General features: G+C 70.2%; 21 protein-coding genes. 8 read left to right on the plus strand and 13 right to left on the minus strand.

Features of this window, described 5'->3' with window-relative positions:
* Positions 1-126: 126 nt before the first annotated feature.
* Entirely contained in the window at positions 127-798 is a 672-nt protein-coding gene (locus ACFCXS_RS31060; RefSeq protein WP_376646689.1) for a response regulator, read from the minus strand.
* The gene (locus ACFCXS_RS31065) at positions 795-2,045 is read right to left on the minus strand and encodes a sensor histidine kinase (protein ID WP_376646690.1); all 1,251 of its coding nucleotides are present in this window, start codon (positions 2,043-2,045) and stop codon (positions 795-797) included. Before ACFCXS_RS31065 ends, ACFCXS_RS31060 begins: the two co-directional genes overlap by 4 nt.
* 85 nt (positions 2,046-2,130) lie before the next feature.
* On the opposite strand from ACFCXS_RS31065, the gene ACFCXS_RS31070 reads away from it, so the two are divergent.
* Positions 2,131-2,673, plus strand: a complete 543-nt coding sequence (locus tag ACFCXS_RS31070; protein WP_376646691.1) for a GNAT family N-acetyltransferase — start codon at positions 2,131-2,133, stop codon at positions 2,671-2,673.
* A gap of 91 nt (positions 2,674-2,764) precedes the next feature.
* Here ACFCXS_RS31070 and ACFCXS_RS31075 read toward each other — a convergent pair whose 3' ends face one another.
* From ACFCXS_RS31075 to ACFCXS_RS31105, 7 genes are all read right to left on the minus strand, one after another.
* Positions 2,765-4,477, minus strand: a complete 1,713-nt coding sequence (locus ACFCXS_RS31075; protein ID WP_376646692.1) for a TraM recognition domain-containing protein — start codon at positions 4,475-4,477, stop codon at positions 2,765-2,767.
* Between the two features lie 17 nt (positions 4,478-4,494).
* Positions 4,495-5,904, minus strand: a complete 1,410-nt coding sequence (locus ACFCXS_RS31080) for an ATP-binding protein (RefSeq protein ID WP_352101620.1) — start codon at positions 5,902-5,904, stop codon at positions 4,495-4,497.
* 6 nt (positions 5,905-5,910) lie between these two features.
* Entirely contained in the window at positions 5,911-7,467 is a 1,557-nt protein-coding gene (locus ACFCXS_RS31085; RefSeq protein ID WP_352101619.1) for an SCO6880 family protein, read from the minus strand.
* The gene (locus tag ACFCXS_RS31090; protein WP_376646693.1) at positions 7,464-8,798 is read right to left on the minus strand and encodes a hypothetical protein; all 1,335 of its coding nucleotides are present in this window, start codon (positions 8,796-8,798) and stop codon (positions 7,464-7,466) included. The genes ACFCXS_RS31085 and ACFCXS_RS31090 overlap by 4 nt, the downstream gene beginning before the upstream one ends.
* Positions 8,788-9,615 (minus strand): hypothetical protein, encoded by an 828-nt coding sequence (locus ACFCXS_RS31095; protein ID WP_376646694.1) that lies wholly within the window; start codon positions 9,613-9,615, stop codon positions 8,788-8,790. The genes ACFCXS_RS31090 and ACFCXS_RS31095 overlap by 11 nt, the downstream gene beginning before the upstream one ends.
* Before the next feature lie 219 nt (positions 9,616-9,834).
* Positions 9,835-10,143 carry a hypothetical protein gene (locus ACFCXS_RS31100; RefSeq protein ID WP_003991275.1) on the minus strand — a complete coding sequence of 103 codons (309 nt, stop codon included), beginning with the start codon at positions 10,141-10,143 and terminating at the stop codon, positions 9,835-9,837.
* A gap of 485 nt (positions 10,144-10,628) precedes the next feature.
* On the minus strand, positions 10,629-11,918 hold the full coding sequence (locus ACFCXS_RS31105) for a peptidase S8 (RefSeq protein ID WP_376646695.1): 1,290 nt from the start codon (positions 11,916-11,918) through the stop codon (positions 10,629-10,631).
* A 215-nt stretch (positions 11,919-12,133) separates the two neighbouring features.
* On the opposite strand from ACFCXS_RS31105, the gene ACFCXS_RS31110 reads away from it, so the two are divergent.
* The 3 genes from ACFCXS_RS31110 to ACFCXS_RS31120 all read left to right on the plus strand — a co-directional run bounded on the left by ACFCXS_RS31110 (position 12,134) and on the right by ACFCXS_RS31120 (position 15,184).
* On the plus strand, positions 12,134-12,880 hold the full coding sequence (locus ACFCXS_RS31110; protein WP_376646696.1) for a trypsin-like serine peptidase: 747 nt from the start codon (positions 12,134-12,136) through the stop codon (positions 12,878-12,880).
* 414 nt (positions 12,881-13,294) lie between these two features.
* Positions 13,295-14,239, plus strand: coding sequence for an NlpC/P60 family protein (locus ACFCXS_RS31115; RefSeq protein WP_376646867.1), 945 nt, complete (start codon positions 13,295-13,297; stop codon positions 14,237-14,239).
* Positions 14,240-14,485: 246 nt separating this feature from the next.
* A complete protein-coding gene (locus ACFCXS_RS31120) occupies positions 14,486-15,184 on the plus strand; it encodes a phosphatase PAP2 family protein (protein ID WP_376646697.1) in 699 nt (232 codons plus the stop codon).
* Between the two features lie 5 nt (positions 15,185-15,189).
* Here the strand turns inward: ACFCXS_RS31120 and ACFCXS_RS31125 are convergent, their stop codons facing one another.
* Positions 15,190-16,743, minus strand: a complete 1,554-nt coding sequence (locus ACFCXS_RS31125; RefSeq protein WP_376646698.1) for an FAD-binding oxidoreductase — start codon at positions 16,741-16,743, stop codon at positions 15,190-15,192.
* A 216-nt stretch (positions 16,744-16,959) separates the two neighbouring features.
* Positions 16,960-17,130, minus strand: a complete 171-nt coding sequence (locus tag ACFCXS_RS31130) for a hypothetical protein (RefSeq protein ID WP_344466539.1) — start codon at positions 17,128-17,130, stop codon at positions 16,960-16,962.
* Positions 17,131-17,268: 138 nt separating this feature from the next.
* On the opposite strand from ACFCXS_RS31130, the gene ACFCXS_RS31135 reads away from it, so the two are divergent.
* Together ACFCXS_RS31135 and ACFCXS_RS31140 are read left to right on the plus strand one after the other, a co-directional pair.
* Positions 17,269-18,120 (plus strand): hypothetical protein, encoded by an 852-nt coding sequence (locus ACFCXS_RS31135; protein ID WP_376646699.1) that lies wholly within the window; start codon positions 17,269-17,271, stop codon positions 18,118-18,120.
* 91 nt (positions 18,121-18,211) lie between these two features.
* Entirely contained in the window at positions 18,212-18,379 is a 168-nt protein-coding gene (locus ACFCXS_RS31140) for a hypothetical protein (protein ID WP_376646873.1), read from the plus strand.
* A gap of 21 nt (positions 18,380-18,400) precedes the next feature.
* Here ACFCXS_RS31140 and ACFCXS_RS31145 read toward each other — a convergent pair whose 3' ends face one another.
* The gene (locus ACFCXS_RS31145) at positions 18,401-18,778 is read right to left on the minus strand and encodes a metal-sensitive transcriptional regulator (RefSeq protein WP_376646700.1); all 378 of its coding nucleotides are present in this window, start codon (positions 18,776-18,778) and stop codon (positions 18,401-18,403) included.
* Between the two features lie 204 nt (positions 18,779-18,982).
* Between ACFCXS_RS31145 and ACFCXS_RS31150 the strand changes: the two genes are divergently transcribed.
* Both ACFCXS_RS31150 and ACFCXS_RS31155 read left to right on the plus strand, forming a co-directional pair.
* On the plus strand, positions 18,983-19,603 hold the full coding sequence (locus ACFCXS_RS31150) for a DUF47 domain-containing protein (RefSeq protein ID WP_104787713.1): 621 nt from the start codon (positions 18,983-18,985) through the stop codon (positions 19,601-19,603).
* 7 nt (positions 19,604-19,610) lie between these two features.
* Positions 19,611-20,609, plus strand: coding sequence for an anion permease (locus ACFCXS_RS31155; RefSeq protein WP_376646701.1), 999 nt, complete (start codon positions 19,611-19,613; stop codon positions 20,607-20,609).
* A gap of 237 nt (positions 20,610-20,846) precedes the next feature.
* Here the strand turns inward: ACFCXS_RS31155 and pstB are convergent, their stop codons facing one another.
* Positions 20,847-21,623, minus strand: coding sequence for a phosphate ABC transporter ATP-binding protein PstB (pstB, locus tag ACFCXS_RS31160; RefSeq protein WP_020269923.1), 777 nt, complete (start codon positions 21,621-21,623; stop codon positions 20,847-20,849).
* Positions 21,624-21,663 lie beyond the last annotated feature (40 nt).

The raw sequence follows: 21,663 nt of genomic DNA on the forward strand, positions 1-21,663 counted from the left end.
AAGCTAAGCCTTTCAGCGCCGATGGTACTGCAGGGGGGACCCTGTGGGAGAGTAGGACGCCGCCGAACAATTTTTGGGAAAACCCCCGCATCTTCGGATGCGGGGGTTTTCTGCGTTTCAGGACCTTTACGACGGCTGAACCAGCTTCGCGTCGTACGCCAGAATGACTGCCTGAATGCGGTCACGGGATCCGGTCTTCGCGAGAATGCGGCCCACGTGGGTCTTCACCGTCGACTCGGCGAGATGAAGCCGCGTGGCTATCTCCGTGTTCGTCCAGCCCTGGCCGACGACCGTGAGGATTTCGCGTTCCCGATCGGTGAGGGAGGCCAGGCGGGCGTCCTCCTGTGTGCCGGCCTCCGTGCCGGGGCCGGCCGGGAGGTGATGGACGTAGGCGTCCAGGAGGCGGCGGGTCAGGCTGGGAGCGACGACCGCGTCGCCGGTGGCCACCGCGCGGATACCGGCGAGGAGCTCCTCGGGCTGGGCATCCTTGACGAGGAAACCGGAGGCGCCCGAGCGGAGGCCGGCATAGGCGTACTCGTCCAGATCGAAGGTGGTGACGATCAGGATGCGGGTTCGGTCGCCGGCGGCGGTGATGCGGCGCGTCGCCTCGATGCCGTCCAGGCCGGGCATGCGGACGTCCATGAGGACGACGTCGGGGTGGAGCTCGGCGGCCATGCGCACGGCTTCGCTGCCGTTCGTCGCCTCGCCCACGACCGTCATGTCGTCCTGGCTCTCCAGCAGCATGCGGGAGCCGAAACGCTGAAGGGGCTGGTCGTCGGCGATCAGGACCGTGGTCACTGCGGGGATTCCTCCGGGAGGTGTAGACGGACGCGCCAGCCCCGCTCGGGGTGGGGGCGCGGGCCGGCCTCAAGTGTGCCGCCGTACAGGGCCGTTCGCTCGCGCATTCCGGGAAGTCCCCGGCCACCGCGGTCGCTTTCGGGCCCGTCGGCAGGGTGGCCGTGGCCCGTGTCCGTGATCGTGACGGTGACGGAGGCCCTCTCCTCGTAGGAGAGCTCTATCGAGGCGGTGGCGTCGGGGCCGCCGTGCTTGAGGGTGTTGGTGAGGGCTTCCTGGACGACGCGGTAGACGGTGAGCTGGCGGCCCGGAGGGAGAGTGGGGCTGCCGTCGACGGTGGTGCTGACGGGGAGGCCCGCGGAGCGCACTCCGTCGAGGAGCCCGTCGAGGTCGGTGAGGCCGGGCTGGGGGGACAGGTCGGGCTGGTCCGTCTCCTCCTCGCGCAGGACGTCGAGGAGGCGGCGGAGTTCGGTGAGGGCCTGACGGCTGGTGCCGGCGATGGCGTCGAGAGCCTGGGCGGCGCGTTCCGGTGACTTGGCGGCGGCATAGCGGCCGCCGTCGGCGAGGCCGGTGATGACGGACAGGTTGTGGCCGATGATGTCATGCATCTCGCGGGCGATGCGGGCACGTTCGGCGGCGGTGGCGAGCTGTGCCTGCTGGTCGCGTTCGGTCTCCAGGCGGCGGGCACGGTCCTCCAGCGCCTCCGTGTGGCCGCGGCGGGTGCGGACCGTGACACCGATGAGGACGGCCACCGTGACGGACATCAGGTGGGAGCCGATCTGCTGGTCCCAGGTGCCCTCCCCGTGGCGGGCTGCCGACACCAGGACCGGGGCGAGGACCAGGGCCGTCGCCCACCACAGGTCGCGCAGGGGGCGGCGCAGGGCGAGATGGTAGACGAGGACCAGCTGCAGCAGGGCCGCTTGGAGGGCCGCGCCCGTCCAGGCGTTGGCGACGGCGAAGGGGATCGTGACGGCCAGGGCGGCCCCGGGGTGGGTACGGCGCAGGACGAGAGGGGCCGAGAGGCCGAGGCTCATGGTCAGGAGCAGCCAGCCGGGCACGTCGAGACTGTGGGCGTTGTGGCGCCAGCCGCCGCCGGCGTAGTCGATCAGGGCGGCTGTCACCCAGAAGGCGGTGAAGTGCAGGTCCCACAGCAGCGGGTGGCGTCGGTCGAAGGCGCGCACCCTGCGGGTGAGGCGGTGGGCGTACTCGGTGAGGGGCTCCGGCGCCCGGTTGTCCGTCACGGCATCCATCGTGCGGGATCCGGTGCCGGGCGGCGTCGGACCGGTGGGGTAACCGGGGTGAGGGGGGTCGTACCCGGGTACTACCGTGGCCTGCATGAGCTATGTGATCCGGTCCGTTCGTGCCGATGAGTGGCCTGCGGCGAAGGAGCTGCGGCTCGTGGCGCTGCGGGACCCGGTGGCGCATCTGGCCTTCCTGGAGACGTACGAGGAGGCCGTGGCCCGGCCGGACTCCTTCTGGCAGGAGCGGACGGCGGGGGCCGCCGAGGGGATGGACAGGGCGCAGCAGATCATCGCCGAGGGGCCGGACGGGCAGTGGGTGGGGACGCTGACCGTGCTCGTGGAGGAACCGGGGACGTCCGACTGGGCCGGGTTTCCGGTGGAGCGGAAGCAGGGCCATGTGGTCGGCGTGTTCGTGCGGCCGGAGGAGCGCGGGAGCGGGCTGACGGAGGTGCTGTTCGACGCGGCGCTGGAGTGGTCGTGGGCTCAGGGGCTCGAGCGGGTGCGGCTCATCGTGCACGAGGAGAACGGGCGGGCGCAGCGGTTCTACCGGCGGGCTGGGTTCCTGCCGAGCGGAGTGATCGTGCCGCTCGGGGACGCGGGGGAGCGGGAGCTGGAGTTCGTGCTCGAGCGGGAGTGAGCCTGTTGGGGGGCTTTTTCGGGGTGGGCCTGTTTCGTGGTGCGCCTGTTCGGGTGGGCCGGTTCGTGGTGGGCCTGTTGAGGGTGGGGGCTCAGACCGGGAGTTCGTCGTGCGGCCAGCGGGCGCGGCCCTGTTCGCGGGACCGGAGCAGGGCCAGGGTCGGCATGCCCCGGTCCGCTCCGGTGGCCAGCAGCTCCGGCAGCTGGGGAAGCGGGGCCACGGCCGCGACGTCGTCCAGGACGAGCGTCATTGGTGGGTCGAGGCGACCGGCCGATGACCGTTCGGCCATGTGCCGGCCGCGCTCGACCACGCTCGAGACGAGGGCCGTCAGGAAGGGCATCGCGCCCGGGTTGGTCCTGGGGTCCTCGATGGATTCCCCCACCACATAAAGCGTGCCCCCTTCGTGGACGAAGGAATCCAAGGCGAGGGCATCATTTCGGTTGGGAGTGCAGGCTTCGCGGACGTTGACCGTGGAGAGGGCGGCGAGGGCACGGGTCGTCAGCTGCTGGGCCATGTCACGGCGTTCGGGGTGGGCCGTGAGGGCGCCTTCGAGTTCGCCCGCGGAGCCGGGGGCCGCCTTGGGGTTGGTGCGGAGGATGCGTACGGCGTCCTGGATCTGGGTGCCCTGGGACCAGCGGTGGACGTGGCGGAGGGTGCGGCCGTCGATCGCCGCGGCGTGCAGGTAGCTCCGCAGGAGGGTGGTGGCCGTGTCGCTGAGGGCCTGGTCGAGTTTGGCCGTGGGGCGGACGGGGGTGAGGAGGGCGGTGGCGCGTTGGGCTGCCGTCGCCTTGTCCTCGCAGCCGGTGGTGGGGGACCAGTGGAGCCGGGAGGGGGTGTCGCAGAGGTGGGTGGGGTCGTAGAGGTGGGTGGGGCCCAGTTTGGCTCTGGCGTCTTTGGTTTCCTGCCAGAGGGTGGGGTTCGAGGTGACGACCAGGGCGGGGCCCTCCGCGTCGCGTACGGCCTGGCCGGCGGTGGCTTGGCGGGTTTCCCTCGGGGCCACGAGGATTTTCGCCCACCCGCCCACCCGTTCCTGCCCGAACGGAGACGCCGGGGCCGCGGGGACGATCGCCGACCGGGGGGAGCCGGCCGGGCTGGGCGTGGAGTCCAGGAGGCTTGCCGTGGAGCCGACGGGGCTCGCCGTGGAGTCCTGAAGGCTCGCGGGGTCGTAGGGCGAGCGGCGAGGGGTCGGGACCTCGTGCTGAGCCGAGAGGGATCCGTGGTGCTGTCCCGGTGCCGGGGCCTCGTGTCGGGCCGACGTGAGGCCGTGGTGCTGTCCCTCGCCCGGGACCTCGTGCCGGGTCGGCGTGGGGCCGTGGTGCTGTGTAGGGGCCCGGAGCTCGTGCTGTGCGGGTTCGTGTGCCTCGTACGTGGTGACTCCCCGGGCCGGTGCACCGGACACTGTCGGCTTCTGAGCCGCTGTCGCCCTTCCCTCCCGGTTCCTCGCCCGCACCGCCCGCCAGCGGGCCAGGGTGCCCATCACGAACACCGTCACGACGACGAGGATCATCAGCTGGCCGATGAGCAGGCCCCAGAACAGGCCGTAGCCGGAGAGTTCGGCGGGGGGTGTGCCGGGCCAGGCGCCGGGGATGTCGTGGGGCCGGGCGACGAGGTCGCGCATGGCCAGGGGTGTGCGGGCGAAGGTGACGCCGGACGGCCAGGAGCCGTGGGCGAACCAGGCGGCGAGGCCGGTGGCCGTCCACACCAGCAGGGTCATGCCGAGGAGGAACGCGAGTATGCCGATCAGCAGGCCGTCGGGGATGCCTCCCTGGCCGGCCCGCCGGTCGTGACGGTCGTCCGGTCTCACGCGTCCTCCCCTGCCGTCTACGCCACCGTTGATTCGGAGTCGCCCAGATGGTGCTCCACGAAGGCCGCGGCCCGTTCCTCCGCCTCGAGTTCGGCGGCGTGCAGGGCGTCGTCCGTGAGGTCGTGGGAGGACTCGGTCATCGCGCGGTCGGTGAAGACCAGGGGGCGTTCGGTCTCGGTGATCAGGTGTTTGACGACCTGGACGTTGCCGTTGACGTCCCAGACGGCGATGCCGGGGGTGAGGGTCGGGATGATCTCGACCGCCCACCTGGGCAGCCCGAGCACCCGTCCCGTCGCCCTCGCCTCGTCCGCCTTCTGGGCGTAGATCGTCCTGGTGGAGGCCATCTTGAGGATCGCCGCCGCTTCCTTGGCGGCGGCTCCGTCCACGACGTCCGACAGGTGGTGGACGACCGCCACGAAGGACAGGCCCAGGCGTCGGCCGAACTTCAGCAGGCGCTGGAACAGCTGGGCGACGAAGGGGCTGTTGATGATGTGCCAGGCCTCCTCGACGAGGAAGATGCGCTTCTTCCGGTCGGGGCGGATCCAGGTGTGCTCCAGCCACACGCCGACGATCGCCATGAGGATGGGCATGGCGATGGAGTTGCGGTCGATGTGGGACAGGTCGAAGACGATGAGCGGGGCGTCGAGGTCGATGCCGACGGTGGTGGGGCCGTCGAACATGCCGCGCAGGTCACCGTCGACCAGGCGGTCCAGGACCAGGGCGACGTCGAGGCCCCAGGCCCGTACGTCGTCTATGGCGACGTTCATCGCCTCGGCCGACTCGGGTTCGGGGTGGCGCAGCTGCTCGACGATGTCGGTCAGGACCGGCTGGCGGTCGACGATGGTCTCGTTGACGTAGGCGTGGGCGACCTTGAGGGCGAAGCCGGAGCGTTCGTCCAGGCCGTGCCCCATGGCGACCTCGATGATCGTGCGGAGCAGCGCGAGCTGGCCCGTCGTGGTGATCGCGGGGTCGAGCGGGTTGAGGCGGATGCCCATGTCCAGGGCCGCCGTCGGGTCCAGACGGATGGGGGTTATGCCCAGCTCCTCGGCGATGAGGTTCCACTCGCCGACGCCGTCCTCGCCCTGGGCGTCCAGGACGACGACCTGGCGGTCGCGGAAGCGGAGCTGGCGCAGCACGTACGTCTTCTCCAGCGCCGACTTGCCGTTGCCGGACTCGCCGAGGACGAGCCAGTGGGGGGCCGGGAGCTGTTGGCCGTAGAGCTGGAAGGGGTCGTAGATGTAGCCCTTTCCGGAGTACACCTCGCGGCCGATGATGACGCCGGAGTCGCCGAGGCCGGGGGCGGCGGTCGGGAGGTAGACCGCCTGGGCCTGGCCCGTGGACGTGCGCACCGGGAGCCTGGTCGTCTCGACCTTCCCGAAGAGGAAGGAGGTGAAGGCGTCGGTGAGGACGGACAGCGGGTCCCGCATCAGGTCCTACCTCCGAATGCCGGTGGCGAAGGGAAGGGTGTTCACGAAGGCGCGGTGGTGCTCGCGGTCGCACCATTCCAGCTTGAGGTACGACTTTCCCGCCGAGGCCCTTATCGTCCGCTTGTCGCGGGCGAGGGCGTCGGGGGAGCGGGAGCTGACGGTGATGTAGCCGACGAGGTTGACGCCGGCGGCGCCGCTGGCGAGGTCCTCGCCGCGCTGGTCGAGCCGGGAGTGGGCGGCGACGTCGCGCGGGTCGACGGTGCGGTTCATCTTGGCGGCGCGGGACGCCTCGGCCTCGTCGTTGGTCTTCTCGGTGAGCATGCGCTCGATGGCGACCTCGGTGGGTTCGAGGTCCATGGTGACGGCGACCGTGCGGATGACGTCCGGGGTGTGGACGAGGAGCGGGGCGAGGAAGTTGACGCCGACGGGGGTCATCGGCCACTCCTTCACCCAGGCGGTGGCGTGGCACCAGGGGGCGCGGGTGGAGGACTCGCGGGTCTTGGCCTGGAGGTAGGTGGGCTCCATGGCGTCCAGTTCGGCCGGCCAGGCGTTGCGCTTGGTCATCGCCTGGATGTGGTCGATGGGGTGGTCCGGGTCGTACATGGAGTGGATCAGCGAGGACAGCCGTCCCTGGCCGAGGGGCTGGCGGACACGGATGTCGGCTTCCTGCAGGCGCGAGCAGATGTCGGTGAGCTCGCGGGCCATGACGACGGCGAGTCCGGCGTCCCGGTCGACCTTGCCGCCGTGGGCGCGGGCGGCCCGGGCCATCGCGTTGGCCTCGGCGGCGAGTTCGCGGGTGTAGTGCATGCAGGCGACGAGGTAGGCGCGGTGCTGCTCGCTGCTGGTGGACACCATCGACTGGAGCTGGTCGTAGGAGTCCTGGAGCCACGGCAGGGCCTTGTCGTCGCCGCGGACGGCGACGTCCTTGGCGTGGGCGTCCGGGTCGGCCGGGAGGGTTCGGGCCAGCATCTGGATGCGGGTGACGAAGCCGTCGCCGTTGGCCACGTGCTTGAGGAGGGTGCCGAAGCGGTCGACGAGTGCTTCCTGGTCCTCGCTGTCGCGCAGGCCGACGCCGGGGCCCTCGATCTCGATGGCGGCGGTGACGGTCTTGCGGTCGGCGTGCAGGAGCACGGCGATCTCGTCGGGGCCGAAGGGGGCGGCCAGCCAGGTGATGCGGCCGATGCCCGGGGGCGGGCCGACCTCGATCTCCTTGCCGTCCAGCCGGGTGCCGGCCTCGATCGCGGTGGAGCGGTAGGTGGTGCCCTGCTTGAGGGTCCGCTTGTAGCTGCGGTTGATCTCGAACCACTTGTAGAAGGTGCGGTGCTTGTACGGCACGTACACCGCGGCCAGCGCCAGCATCGGGAACCCGGCGAGCAGCACGATGCGCAGTGACAGGACCGGGACGAGGAGCCCGCACATCATGCCGAGGAACGCGCCCACGACGATCAGGGCGATCTCGCCGGTCTCGCGGTTGCGGCCGATGATCGCGTTCGGCCGGGCACGGCCGATCAGATACGTCCGGCGGGGCGTGACCGGATGGGACACGTGGGACTCGGTCGTCAACGCCCTTCACCTCCCGTGCGGTTGTTGCTGCTGTTGCGGGTGTTGCTGGCGTGGGGAGTGTTGACGGGGCTGCTCGAACGGGGGGCGGGTGCGGCGGAGGGGACAGATCCGCCGCCGCCGTTCGAGGTGCGCGCGCTGTGCGCGGCGACGCCGCCGGAGGCGGGGTTGCTGGGGCGGGGTGCGGAGGACTGGCTGCCTCCGCCGTTGTTGTCGGCGCGGGAGCTGTGGGTCTTGATGCCCTGCGCGACGAGGGACGCCGGGGAGCTGATGACGGCGGCGGCCTTGCCTTCGGCGCCCTGCATGAGGCGGTTGTTGCGGGAGCCGGCGATCTCGTCGCCGAAGCCGGGGACGAAGCGGTAGATCATCGCGCTGGCGAAGATGGCGAGCAGGATGATGGCGAGGCCGGAGACGACGGCGGAGAAGGCGTTCGGGCCGTCGTCGGCGGAGAGCGCGCCGGCGAGGCCGAGGACGATGACGATCACCGGTTTGATGAGGATGACCGCGATCATGATGCCGGCCCAGCGGCGGACGTGGCCCCACAGGTTCTTGTCGACGAGGCCGGCGTAGACGACGGTGCCGAGGAGGGCGCCGACGTAGAGGAGCGCGGCCCTGATGACGAGCTCCAGCCAGAGGACTCCGGCGGCGAGGATGCTGACCAGGGAGACGACGATCAGCATGATCGGGCCGCCTCCGATGTCCTCGCCCTTCTTGAGGGCTTCGGAGAAGGTGCCGAAGAACGCGTCGGTCTGGTCGCCGGTGGCTTTGGCGAGGACCTCGGTGACGCCGTCGGTGGCCGATACGACGGTGTAGAGGATCAGCGGGGTGAAGGCGGAGGCCAGCACCGTGAGCCACAGGAAGCCGATGGCTTCGGACAGGGCGGTGGTCAGGGGGACGCCGCGGACGGCTCGCTTGGCGACGGCCAGGAGCCAGAGCAGGAGCGTGAGGATCGTCGAGGCGGCGAAGACGACGGCGTACTGCTGGAGGAACTTGGGGTTGGTGAAGTCGACGTTGGCGGTCTCCTTCACGGCGTCGCTGAGCTTGTCGACGGTCCAGGAGGCGGCGTCGGCGCAGCCCTTGGCGAGGGAGGAGAGGGGGTCGAGGGTGGAGGTGGGGTTCAGCCGGGAGGTACCGCTGCCGCTTCCGTTGCCGGTGTCGCCTTCGCAGATTTCCAGGGCCCGGCCGGAGAGCAGGGAGCAGTTGTCGTTGCTGGGGCTGGGGGAGGGCGAGGGTGTGGGAGCGGCTGTGGCCCGGGTGGCGAACAGGACCAGGGCGGTCTGCACGGCGGTGAGGGTTGCGGCGACCTTGACTGAGCGGCGCGGGCTACCGGGCATAAGTGAACCCTCCGAACTCCTCGACGGCCTTCGAGATGGCCTCCGACGTCGACACCCTGTTGTCGCCGTTGACCGGCGCGGGGCCTTCCTTCTGGGAGAAGCTGTCGACCTTCCAGTCGCCGTCGGTCCAGCGCAGCTGGAGGGTCATGGTGAACCAGTCGTTGGTGACCGGGTCCTGTGAGCTCTCCCCCGTCATCCCGAACACACCGGTGCACCAGACCTCGATCGTGGCGGTGTTGCCCGAGTAGTCGGTGACCTTGGTGCCGACCGGCATCGTGCGGGAGACGTAGGTGCTGCCCTTGGGTGCCTCGCCGTTCGCGTCGAGGCCGACCTTCTCCAGGAACGCCTTGCTGTAGACCTGGTCGAGGTTTCTCTCCAGCTCGGAGGCCTTGTCGGCGTCGAACACCTGACGGACGATCTCGGGCCGCCGTGCCGGCTTGAGGATGTCGGCCGAGACCAGTGCGACGGCGTAGTTCGCCGCGGCGCTCTCCGCTCCCTCCTGGTCCTGGGCGAAGCCCGAGGGGATGCCGGCGGCCGACTTGGACTTGACGGGGCGCTGGCCGGAGGGGGCCGTCGCCGTCGAGTCCGGTTTGCCCGAGGAGCTGTCCGCCGAAGAGGACGAGTCGCCGTCCCCCCGGTTGGCGAAAGCGATCGCTGCGATCAGGAGGACCACCACGCCGACCACCGTGACCAGGCTGCGGGACGAGGAGCGGCGGCGGGGGTCGGCGAAGGCGTCGCCGGAGTCGGGCAGGCGCGTGCGGGTCTGGCCCGTGCCGGCGTAACCGCCGGAGGACTCGTGGTCGTCACCGAGACTCATGCCGCGTACGCCCCCTCGACGTCGTGCGGAAACACTTCGTACCGGTCGTACTTCTCATACTCCTCGTACGACGGTAGCCGTGCTGGTTCCCGCGCGGGCGCGGTGTGGTGACTCGACATCAGGGAAACGCAACCTCAGCCGGTGGGCACGACGGGCGGGTGGGATGGAGGAGAGGGGGAGCGAACCGGGCGTTCCGGCGGGCGTACGGGTGCGCCCGGGCTACACGGCCATGCCGTACACGATGGTGAAGAGGGTGCCGAGGGAGCCGATGATGAAGACTCCTGTGAGGCCGGCGATGATGAGGCCCTTGCCCTGTTCCGCGCTGAAGGTGTCGCGCAGGGCGGTGGCTCCGATGCGCTGCTTGGCGGCGCCCCAGATGGCGATGCCGAGGCAGAGCAGGATGGCCACCGCCATCACGACCTCGATCATCACCTTCGCCTCGTTGCCCAGGCTGCCGAAGGGGCCCCAGTCCGGAGCGATCCCGCCGATGATGGTGTTGATGTCTCCCTTGTCGGCCGCAAAGAGCATGTAAGTCACCGCCCCTGTTGGGTAGTTCCGCACCCTCTGCGGTCGTGCAGAGGTCAGGCCTCATTGTCGCCGACAATGACGTCGTCGGATGTCGACTTGGCGTCATTGATTGGCGGGTTTCGTACGAATACCTTGCCACCGTTCCGCTCCTGGCCCTAGGGGAGGAGGCGGGCGGTGCCCGAAGGGTCGTATGGTCACTCTGTGTATCACGGCAGGTCACGCCGGGCAATGAGGCCTGAGCGGAACCTGGTGTGTGGTTCCGTCGTTGTGCCCTCTTGCGGCCTTTCCCACCTTTGGGGGCCGTTTCTGACGGCTGGTCGGGTGAGTGGTCGCGCCGGTGTTCCCCGGGTGAAGGCTACCTGGCACGGCGAAGGGGCCGCGGCTGGGATGCCGCGGCCCCTTCGTTTCCCCGCCGTCCAGGGCCCCCACAGCGCCGGGCGGCGTCCCCCGGGGTGACGGTCCGTCACCGGGGGGGGGGAGGTGCGTCAGCCGGTGAAGGCGCCGAGTCCCTCCGGGGTGCCCAGACCGGTCGGGCCGTCGTAGCCCGTCCGGGCGGTGCAGAAGTAGCTGGTGGTGCAGCTGCCGTTGCTGCCGCTGGTGACGTCGTTCAGGGCGGTGGTCTTCGCGTAGGGGAACCTGGCCGGGTAGGAGCCGGTGGACGGGGTGCCCGCGAGGGCGTAGACGCTCGCGATGATCGGGGCGGAGGCGCTGGTGCCGCCGTAGGTGGCCCAGCCCTGGCCGTCGGCGCCGTAGGTGTCGTACACGGAGACGCCGGTCGCCGGGTCGGCGACGGCCGAGACGTCGGCGATCATGCGCTTGGTGCAGCCGGTGTCGGTCTGCCAGGCGGGCTTGGTGTCGTAGGCGGAGCAGCCGGAGCCGGTGCCTTCGGTGCTGCTGGTCCGCCAGACGCTCTCGGTCCAGCCGCGGGTGGTGGAGGACGTGGAGAGCCTGGTGCCGCCCACGGACGTCACGTACCTGGAGGCCGCCGGGTACTCGGCGCCGTAGCCCGCGTCGCCCGCGCTGACGGTGATGGCGACGCCCGGGTGGTTGAAGTAGGCGGAGTCGTAGGAGGCGTCGGAGGAGGACTCGCCGCCGCCGTAGCTGTTGGAGACGTACTTGGCGCCGAGGGCGACGGCCTCGTTGACGGCGGTGCCGAGGTTGGCCATGGATGCCGACTTCGCCTCGACCAGGGTGATGTGGCAGTTCGGGCAGACGGCGCTCGCCATGTCGAGGTCGAGGGATATCTCGCCGGCCCAGCCGCTGTCGGGGGTGGGGAGGGCGGTGGTGGAGCCGGTCTGGCTCACCTTCTTGAAGCAGCCGTTCGCGGTGGTGCAGGCGGGCAGGCCGTACTGGGAGCGGTAGGCGGCGAGGTCGGACTCGGCGTTGGGGTCGTCGTAGGCGTCGACGATGGCGATGGTCCGGCCGGAGCCGTTGCTCGCGGCGGCGGAGGTCAGTCCGTAGGCGCTGCGGAGGTCGGAGGGGCCGTAGCCGGAGGGGGAGGAGGCGTCGGCCGCTTTGGCGGACATGCCGTGCTGCTGCTGGAAGGCGGTGCGGCCGCCGGTGACGCGCAGGGCGTTGCAGGCCATTTCGCCCTGGTGGCGGGGCAGGGCGCAGGAGCGGGTCCAGGTGACCTTCGCGCTGCTCGGGTCCGTGGCCTGGGCGTGGGCGGCGGTGGTGAGGCCGGTGAGGAGGAGTGCGGCGGTGGCGGTGGCGGCGGAGACCACGCGGTGCCATCTGAGACGGGACGTGGGGGAGTTGAGGAGTGTCGTGCGCAAGGTACAGCCTCCTGGCAGTGGTGGGCAGAGGCCTGCGGGTGGGGGTACCGCCGGTGTGTTTCCCGGCGGGGGCGGCGACCCGCGACGACCATCGCTTGTTGAGTACGTGACAACAAGACGGTGATCGGAATCCTGACTTCCGCCTTACTGAAGAGGGTGCTGCGCTTACTTGTCGCTGACGGCTCGATGGCCCTGTGATGGGGGCGGCTTGACTGATGTTCCTCTCACCTTCGTCGGGCACAGTGGCCCGGGTGAAGCGCGTCCTGACCGTCGCCGTGGTCCTCGTCGCCCTCGTCACCGCGTCCACCGCGACCGCCGACGACGGGGCCGGGCCCTTCGGTGTGACCGTCACCGCCAGCGACGCACGGGTCGGGGTGCTCCTGCGGGCCCCGGGGGGAGGGCACTTCTGTACGGCGTCCGTGGTGGACGCGCCGCGCCGGGATCTGATCGTCACCGCGGCGCACTGCCTGGGCGGCGACGGAGGCCTGGTGTTCGTGCCGGGTTACCGGGACGGGCGTGCGCCCTACGGGGAGTGGAAGGTGCGGCGGCGGTTCCTGCCCCGCGGGTGGGTCGAGGGACGGCACGAGGACAGCGACGTGGGATTCGCCGTGCTCGCACCGTGGGGCGGCAGGGAGGTCCAGGACGTCGTCGGCGGGAACCGGTTCGCGACCGGTACGGCGACGGGGGCCACCGGAGTGACCGTCACCGGTTACCCCGACACCCGCGAGACGCCCGTCGGCTGCACCGACAAGCCGTCCGCGCTCGGCCGCACCCAGCAGCGCATCGCGTGCCCCGGCTTCAGCGGGGGCACCAGCGGCAGCCCCTGGGTGAACGGGGACGGAGAGGTCGTCGGGGTCCTCGGCGGGCACGACCAGGGCGGGACGACTCCCGGGGTCTCCTACAGCGCGGTGCTCGGCGCGGAGGCCCGGCGGCTGTACCGGCAAGCGGCGGGGCTCCCGTGACGCGCCGCGACCTCGTGCGCCGGCCGGAGCTGTCGTGCTCTCGCGGTGCTGTCCGTGACGCGCCGAGCCGCGACCCCGTGCGCCGGCCGGAGCCGTCGTGCTCTCGCGGTGCTGTCCGTGACGCGCCGAGCCGCGACCTCGTGCGCCGGCCGGAGCTGTCGTGCTCTCGCGGTGCTGTCCGTGACGCGCCGAGCCGCGACCTCGTGCGCCGGCCGGAGCCGTCGTGCTCTCGCCGTGCGGTCCGTGACGCGCCCGGTTCCCCTGTCCGCTCCGACTCTTCTCTCGTGATCATTCCCGGGCGTACCGGCCGCCTCTACACTGGCTCACGGACTCCTGGGCGGCGAGGGGCGGTTGACGGTGCGTAAGGCGTGGATCGTGGCGAGCGTTGCGATCAGCTCCGCCCTGGCCTTCGTGATGCTGCTCGTCGTGGGGGTCTATCTCGTCGCCGGGAACCTGGTCAACGGCGTGGGCGGCGGGGCGAAATCGCTGGCCAAGGGGTCGGTGCCCGCCGCGTACGCGGCCCTGGTGCAGAAGTGGGGCAACCTCTGCCCCGCCATCAGCCCGGCCCTGCTCGCCGCCCAGCTCTACCAGGAGAGCGGCTTCAACCCCAGAGCCCAGAGCCAGGCCGCCGCGCAGGGCATAGCGCAGTTCATCCCCGGCACCTGGGCCGGTCACGGCATCGACGGTGACGGTGACGGCGACCGTGACGTGTGGGATCCGAAGGACGCGATTCCCTCGGCCGCCTCCTACGACTGCGAACTCGCCTCGTACGTGAAGAAGGTTGGCGGGAATCCGACCGAGAACATGCTGGCCGCCTACAACGCGGGGGCGTATGCGGTGATCAAGTACGGGGGCGTGCCGCCGTACACGGAGACCCGTAACTACGTGAAGCGGATCACGACGCTCTCCGAGAGCTTCGCCGCGCCGGTCGGGCGGGTCGACCCCTCCGAGCAGGCCGCGGCCGCGATCGAGTACGCGCAGAAGAAGCTCGGCACGCCCTATCTGTGGGGCGGCACCGGCACCGCTGAGCAGGGCGGACGCTTCGACTGCTCGGGACTGACCCAGGCCGCCTACGAGACCGTGGGCATCAAGCTGCCGCGTGTGGCCAACGACCAGTACAACGCCGGCCCGCACCCCTCGCGGGACGAACTGCTCCCCGGCGACCTGGTGTTCTTCTCGGACGACCTCACCAATTCCCGCGCCATCCGGCATGTCGGCATTTATGTCGGAGGCGGGTACATGATCGACGCGCCCCGGACCGGTGCCGTCATCCGGTTCGACCCGATCGACACCCCTGACTACTTCGGCGCCACCCGTGTCACCGAAGATGGCGCGAAAGCACTGCCCACGACCGTGTGAACCGTGCGTGAACCCACCCCCTGAGCTGCGAAGACTTGTCTCTCTTCGATAACGTCTGCGTGATCATTCGGTGGAGTGTGGAACGTATCAACGGGGACCATGCGTTCCTGATGACGTAGCCGAGCAGACGTCCATTGGGCACGCGTCACGCACGCGTGCGGCGGAAGCGGATCTACAACCACGGGGGTGGCAGCAGCGGCGCACGCACGGGTGCGCCGGGACAGACGACGAAGGGGCCGCAGCACCATGGCTGGACTCGCCGATTCCGGGTCGAACCCTGACGTCGACCTGCTCTACGACATCAATGGCCTGGCCAAGGACGCGCCGCAGTGGTTCGACCGCGTCATGGAGTACGTCGGTGAGTACGGGCTGCTGCTCGCCATCGTCCTGCTCGTGGTGTGGTGCTGGTGGTCCGTGCGGCGGCGCGGCGACGAGGACGCGGCGTCCACCGTCGCGGCGCTGGTCTGGGCGCCGTTGGCCGCCGGCATCGCCGTCCTGGTCAACGTGCCCATCCGGGGGTTCGTGGAGCGGCCCAGGCCGTTCCTGGACCACCAGGGTCTTGAGGTGCTGGTCCAGGGCAAGACCGACTACTCGTTCGTCAGCGACCACGCGACGATCGTGATGGCCCTGGCGGTCGGCCTGTTCGTCGCCAACCGGAAGTTCGGGCTCGTCGGGCTCGTGCTGGCGCTTTTCGGCGGGTTCATCCGCGTCTACATGGGTGTGCACTACCCCACGGACGTCGTGGGCGGGTTCGCGCTGGGCACCGCCGTGGCGCTGCTGCTGTCGCCGCTCGCCATGGCCCTGCTGACGCCACTGGTGAAGGCCGTCGAGCGCTCGCCCCGGCTGGGATGGCTGGTGCGCGCCAGGGGGCATGCCGAGGGGGAGGACACGGTGATCCCCGAGGCCCGCAGCGAACGGGCCTCGGAGCGGGATCTCGCCGCGTAAGGGCCTTACAGCGCCTGGGGATACGTGAAGAAGCGGTCGGGGTCGTACTGCTTCTTCAGCTTCGCCAGGCGCGTTGCCGCATCCCCGTAGTACGCCTTGCGCCAGTCGGTCAGGGTGGGGTCCGTGTAGTTCTGGTAGGCCGCCCCCGACGCGTGCGGGCGCATGGCCTTGTGGGCCGAGGCCAGCCAGTCGCGGGCCGTCGCACCGCTCGTGCCGGCCCGCCAGGCGCCGATGTACTGGGCCAGCATGCGCGAACGGCGGTGCACGAACGCGGTGGCGGTGGGGGAGACACGGTTCACCGCGCCGCCCAGGGCCGTGAGGGCGATGCTGCCGGTGCCGCCGCGTACCGAGGCGATCTGTGCCAGCAGCGTGCGGATTCCGGCCGTGGACAGGGAGCGGTCGAAGAAGTCCGACGCCGCGGCGTACGTCTCGCGGCCGAGCGCGCCCTTCGGGGAACGGCCCGGGGTCGAGCCGGGCAGATGGCACTGCGCGTCCGTCGGGAACGAGGAGCAGCCCGCGTACACCTCCATCGACTCCTCGTACGAGCGGCGCTTCAGGGAGACACTGCGGGCCGGGGCGCCGACGCGGTCGGCCAGGCGGTCGACGGCGTTCTTCAGCTCGCCGTAGGTGCCCAGGGAGAACGCCGAGACCGAGACGGTCGGGGTGCCGCCCGCGGCGGCGGCCAGGTGCAGCGACGACCAGATCTCGTCGGGCTGCGACGGGCCCCACTCCTGCCAGGCCTTCACCACCGCGGCCGCCTTCGACCAGGGCCAGGACAGGTACGCCGAGACGCCCTGCGGTGCCGGGTGGGTCTTGAAGTGCAGCTCCGTGACGACGCCGAAGTTGCCGTTGCCGGCGCCGCGCAGGGCCCAGAAGAGGTCCTTGTTCTCGCGGGCGTCGGCGGTGAGCTGCTTGCCGTCGGCGGTGATCAGGGTGGCCCGGGTGAGGCTGTCGCAGGTCAGACCGTAGGCACGGGAGACCACGCCGTGGCCGCCGCCGAGGGTGAGGCCCGAGACGCCGACGGTCGGGCAGGACCCGGCCGGGATGGTGACGCCCTTCGCGGCGAGCGCCCGGTAGACGTCGATGAGTTTGGCGCCGGCGCCGACCACGGCGGTGGTGCCGGAGGCCCGGACGCGGTTGAGTTTCGAGACGTCGACGATCAGGCGGCCGTCACCGGAGGACCAGCCGGCGTAGGAGTGGCCGCCGTTGCGGATCGCCACGCGCAGGGTGTGGGCGCGGGCATAGGCCAGGGTGGTGCGGATGTCGTCCGCGTGGGACACGTACGCGACCGCGGCGGGCTTCAGGTTGTCGAAGCGGGTGTTGTAGAGCTGCCGGGCCGCGGCCCAGTCGGCGTCGCCCGGGCGTATCAGGGGGCCGTCGAGGTCGCGGGCCAGGGCGGACCAGTTCGCCGCGGTCGTTCTCGAGGTGGTGGAGGTGCGCACGGCATCGGTGGCCGTGGCCCCGGAGCGGTTGCCCGACTGGGTGCAGGCGGTGGTGAAGGGGGTCGCGGCCGCGGCGATCGCCGTCGTGCCGGCCGTGAGCAGCGTGCGCCGTTCCATGGGGCCTCCCGGTGGTTCCGTCCTGGGAGACGGGGTGACGGGGGTGAGGGTTCCATGGCCCGGCCCCGGCCGGGAAGTGTCCGCCACGGTCTCGGTCCGTGGCGCGGGTCACGCTCTCGGTTCGTGGCGCGGGTCACGGTCTCGGCCCGTGGCGCGGGTCACGGTCTCGGTCCGTAGGGCGGGTCACGGTCTCGGTCCGTGGCGCCCGTCACGGTCTCAGCCCGTCGCGTGCCGCTCCGCGTCCGTGCGCGCCTGGCTTCTCGCTCTTCGTGCCGGGCCACGCCAGCCACAGATGCAGTGGGCCATGCAGAAGCGGCCCTTCTCCATGGTCGTCGTGCGGTGTTCCGGGAGGTTGGGGGGAAGTTCCAGCCCGTCCTGCTGCGCCACGCCGACAACGTTACCCAGCTCAGGTGAACGGTTCGTACGGCGGTCGGCGCGGGCTCGCGTGACGGGGGCACAAACCCGTCGTTAACCGGAACGACGAGGGGGCCCGTGACGGACGTACCGGCTGGGGGTAGGCAGGCGATGACTGGGCGGCAGCGGGAAGGGCGGCACAGGCCGGCGGGTGCGGCGGTCGTCGCCGCCGTGGTCCTGGCCGGAGCGGGGCTGGGGTCCGCGGGATGCTCCGGGGGCGACGCGGCCGCCGGGGACTCCCGCGGCGGGGAAGCGGTCACCGTGCTGCGGCAGTCCGCCGACCGGCTCGTCGGCGCGGGGAGTTCCAAGGCCCGTACGTCGATGGAGATGGCCGCCGGCGGGACCCGGGTGACCATCCGGGGCGCCGGGGTGTACGACTACCGCGAGCGGATGGGGCGGTTGAAGGTGCTGCTGCCGCAGGACCCCGCGGGGGTGGCCGAGCGCCGGCCGATCACCGAACTGCTCGCGCCGGGTGCGCTGTTCATGAAGAACCGGGGCGCCGGGGTGCCCGCGGACAAGTGGGTGCGGGTGGACACCCGGACCCTGTCCGACGGGAACCTCGTCACCGGCGGGGCCACCGACCCGTTCACGGCGGCCGAGGTACTGCTCGGGACGCGGACGGCGACCTATGTGGGCAGGACGGAGGTCGCGGGAACCGCAGTGCGTCACTACCGGGGGACGGCGGACCTCGCCGACGCGGCCCGGCGGGCGTCGAAGGGGAACGAGGAGCCCCTGAGGGCGGCGGCCGAGGGGTTCGCCACCGCCGAAGTGCCCTTCGACGCCTACCTCGACGACGAGGGACGCATCCGCAAGGTCAGGCACCGTTTCAGTTTCCTCAACGGGCGGCAGAAGAGCCCTGTCGCCGTCGCCTCGACGACGCTGCTCTACGATTTCGGGGCCTCGGTGCGCGTACGGTTGCCCCGGACCGAGGACATCTACGCGGGCCGGATCGCCGAGGAGTGACCGGCGTGAACTAGCCCGTCCGTGCCATGCGCGGTGTGTAGGCCGCTCCCTACTCTAGGAAGTCGGCAACGGCAGAGATGAGGTGATGCACGTGGCTCCGGTCGGCGGTACGGCAGTTCAGGACCACGTGGCCCTCGCCGAGATCGAGCTGTGCGGAGAGCTGATCATCGCGGCCTCGGCCGCCCGCGAGCGGCTCAGCCTGGAGAGCATCGACGAGGTGCTGAAAGTGGCCGAGGAGCGGAACTCCTCCAGGGCCTGACCACAGGACGCGGGGCCCGGTTCACGTCCGCAGCATGCGGGCGATCGCCTGGGTCGCCTCCTTCACCTTCGCGTCGATCTCGTCGCCCCCCTTGAGGGCCGCGTCCGCCACGCAGTGCCGCAGGTGCTCCTCCAGCAGCTGCAGGGCGAAGGACTGCAGGGCCTTGGTGGAGGCGGAGACCTGCGTGAGTATGTCGATGCAGTAGACGTCCTCGTCGACCATGCGCTGCAGGCCGCGGATCTGGCCCTCGATGCGGCGCAGGCGTTTGAGGTGCTCGTCCTTCTGCTTGTGGTACCCGTGCACGCCGTGGTCGTGGTCGGTCGTCGCGTCCGCACCGGCGGTCTCGGCGGTGCCGGTGGTGACATGTGCGACATCTGTTGTGTCGGTCACGTCCGTCATCGCTTCCTCCTGGTGGGCAGTGGGCCGACATATACCCCTGGTGGGTATATGGTACCGAAGTTTGCGGGGTATACGGGCCTGGGAACCGCCCCCGTGCTCACCACTGTGCCCGATGGGCGACACTGGTGGGCGGCCCGATAGCCGTGGCCGGATGTTGCGCCTAGCATCAGCCTGACCGAAACCGAAGCACCCCGAGGACCCCACGTGCGCTTTCGTCTGACCCCCAGGGAGACGAGCTTCTACGACATGTTCGCCGCCTCCGCGGACAACATCGTCACGGGCTCGAAGCTCCTGATGGAACTGCTCGGGGCGGACTCATCCGCCCGGGCCGAGATCGCAGAGCGTATGCGGGCAGCGGAACACGCCGGTGACGACGCCACGCACGCGATCTTCCACCAGCTGAACTCCTCGTTCATCACGCCGTTCGACCGCGAGGACATCTACTCCCTCGCCTCGTCCCTCGACGACATCATGGACTTCATGGAGGAGGCCGTCGACCTGGTCGTCCTCTACAACGTCGAGGAACTGCCCAAGGGCGTCGAGCAGCAGATCGAGGTACTGGCGCGCGCTGCCGAACTGACGGCCGAGGCGATGCCGCATCTGCGCACGATGGACAACCTCACCGAGTACTGGATCGAGGTCAACCGGCTGGAGAACCAGGCCGACCAGATCCACCGCAAGCTGCTGGCGCACCTCTTCAACGGCAAGTACGACGCCATGGACGTGCTGAAGCTCAAGCAGATCGTGGATGTGCTGGAGGAAGCGGCGGACGCCTTCGAGCACGTGGCGAACACGGTGGAGACCATCGCCGTCAAGGAGTCCTGAGCCCTTCATGGACACCCTTGCTCTGGTCGTGACCATCGGGGTCGCGCTCTTCTTCACGTACACCAACGGCTTCCACGATTCCGCGAACGCGATCGCCACGTCCGTATCGACGCGGGCGCTGACGCCGAGGGCCGCGCTGGCCATGGCCGCGGTGATGAACCTCGCCGGTGCCTTCATGGGCTCCGGGGTCGCCAAGACCGTCAGTGAGGGCCTGATCCAGACACCGACCGGCTCGAAGGGGATGGGCATCCTCTTCGCCGCGCTGGTGGGCGCGATCGTCTGGAATCTCATCACCTGGTACTTCGGGCTGCCGTCCTCCTCGTCCCATGCGCTGTTCGGTGGCATGGTCGGGGCGGCGCTGGCCGGCGGGACGACCGTCTACTGGAGCGGGGTGCTGGAGAAGGTCGTCATCCCCATGTTCATCTCCCCGGTGGTCGGTCTGCTGGCCGGTTATCTGGTGATGACCGCGATCCTGTGGATATTCCGGAAGGCCAACCCGCACAAGGCCAAGAGGGGTTTCCGCATAGCCCAGACCGTCTCGGCGGCCGGTATGGCGCTGGGGCACGGTCTGCAGGACGCGCAGAAGACGATGGGCATCGTGGTGATGGCCCTCGTCATCGCCGATGTCGAGGACTACGGCGATCCGATCCCGGTGTGGGTCAAGATCGCCTGCGCGGTGATGCTGTCGCTGGGCACCTACGCCGGTGGCTGGCGGATCATGCGGACGCTGGGCCGGAAGATCATCGAGCTGGACCCGCCGCAGGGTTTCGCCGCGGAGACCACGGGTGCGTCGATCATGTTCACGACGGCGTTCCTGTTCAAGGCGCCGATCTCGACGACGCATGTCATCACCTCGGCGATCATGGGTGTGGGTGCGACGAAGCGCGTGAACGCCGTGCGCTGGGGTGTCGCCAAGAACATCATCCTGGGCTGGTTCATCACGATGCCGGCCGCGGCGGTCGTGGCTGCGGCGTCGTTCTGGATCGTGAACCTGGCGTTTCTGTAGGTCGTGAACCCGGCGTTCCTGTAGGTCGTGAACCCGGCGTTCCTGTAGGTCGTGAACCTGGCGTTCGTGTAGGTCGTGAACCCGGCGTTTCCGTAGCTCGGCGGGTCTGTGCCCGTGCAGCTGTGTGCGTGAAAAGGCCCGCCCCTGGGAGAGGGGCGGGCCCTTTTTCGGCCTCGCGGTGGCACCGCCATGCAGCACCGCGAGGAGACTCGGCAGACCGGATGAGGCGGGGGCGGCTCAGCCGAAGCGGCCGGAGATGTAGTCCTCCGTGGCCTGGACCGACGGGTTGGAGAAGATGCGCTCCGTGTCGTCGATCTCGATGAGCTTGCCGGGCTGGCCGACCGCCGCGAGGTTGAAGAACGCCGTGCGGTCGGAGACGCGGGCCGCCTGCTGCATGTTGTGCGTCACGATGACGATCGTGAAGCGCTCCTTGAGCTCCCCGATCAGGTCCTCGATCGCGAGCGTGGAGATCGGGTCGAGCGCCGAGCAGGGCTCGTCCATGAGCAGGACGTTCGGCTCGACCGCGATGGCCCGCGCGATGCACAGACGCTGCTGCTGGCCACCGGACAGGCCCGAGCCGGGCTTGTTCAGACGGTCCTTGACCTCGTTCCAGAGGTTCGCGCCCTTGAGGGAGCGCTCGACGATGTCGGAGAGCTCGCTCTTCTTGTAGTTGCCATTGAGGCGCAGCCCCGCCGCGACGTTGTCGAAGATCGACATCGTGGGGAACGGGTTCGGACGCTGGAACACCATGCCGACCTCGCGGCGGACCGACACCGGGTCGATGCCCGTGCCGTAGAGGTCCTCGTCGTCGAGGAGGACCTTGCCCTCGACGCGGCCGCCCGAGGTCACCTCGTGCATGCGGTTCAGCGTGCGCAGGAACGTCGACTTGCCGCAGCCGGAGGGGCCGATGAACGCCGTCACCGAGCGCGGCTCGACGGTCATCGAGATGTCCTCGATCGCCTTGTGGGAGCCGTAGTAGGCGGTCAGTCCGCTTACGTCGATTCGCTTGGCCATGACTACTTCACTTCCAAAAAGTCCGGGGGGTCGCTGTGGC

It is taken from the genome of Streptomyces sp. NPDC056373 (genome assembly GCF_042262425.1).
Taxonomy (GTDB): domain Bacteria; phylum Actinomycetota; class Actinomycetes; order Streptomycetales; family Streptomycetaceae; genus Streptomyces.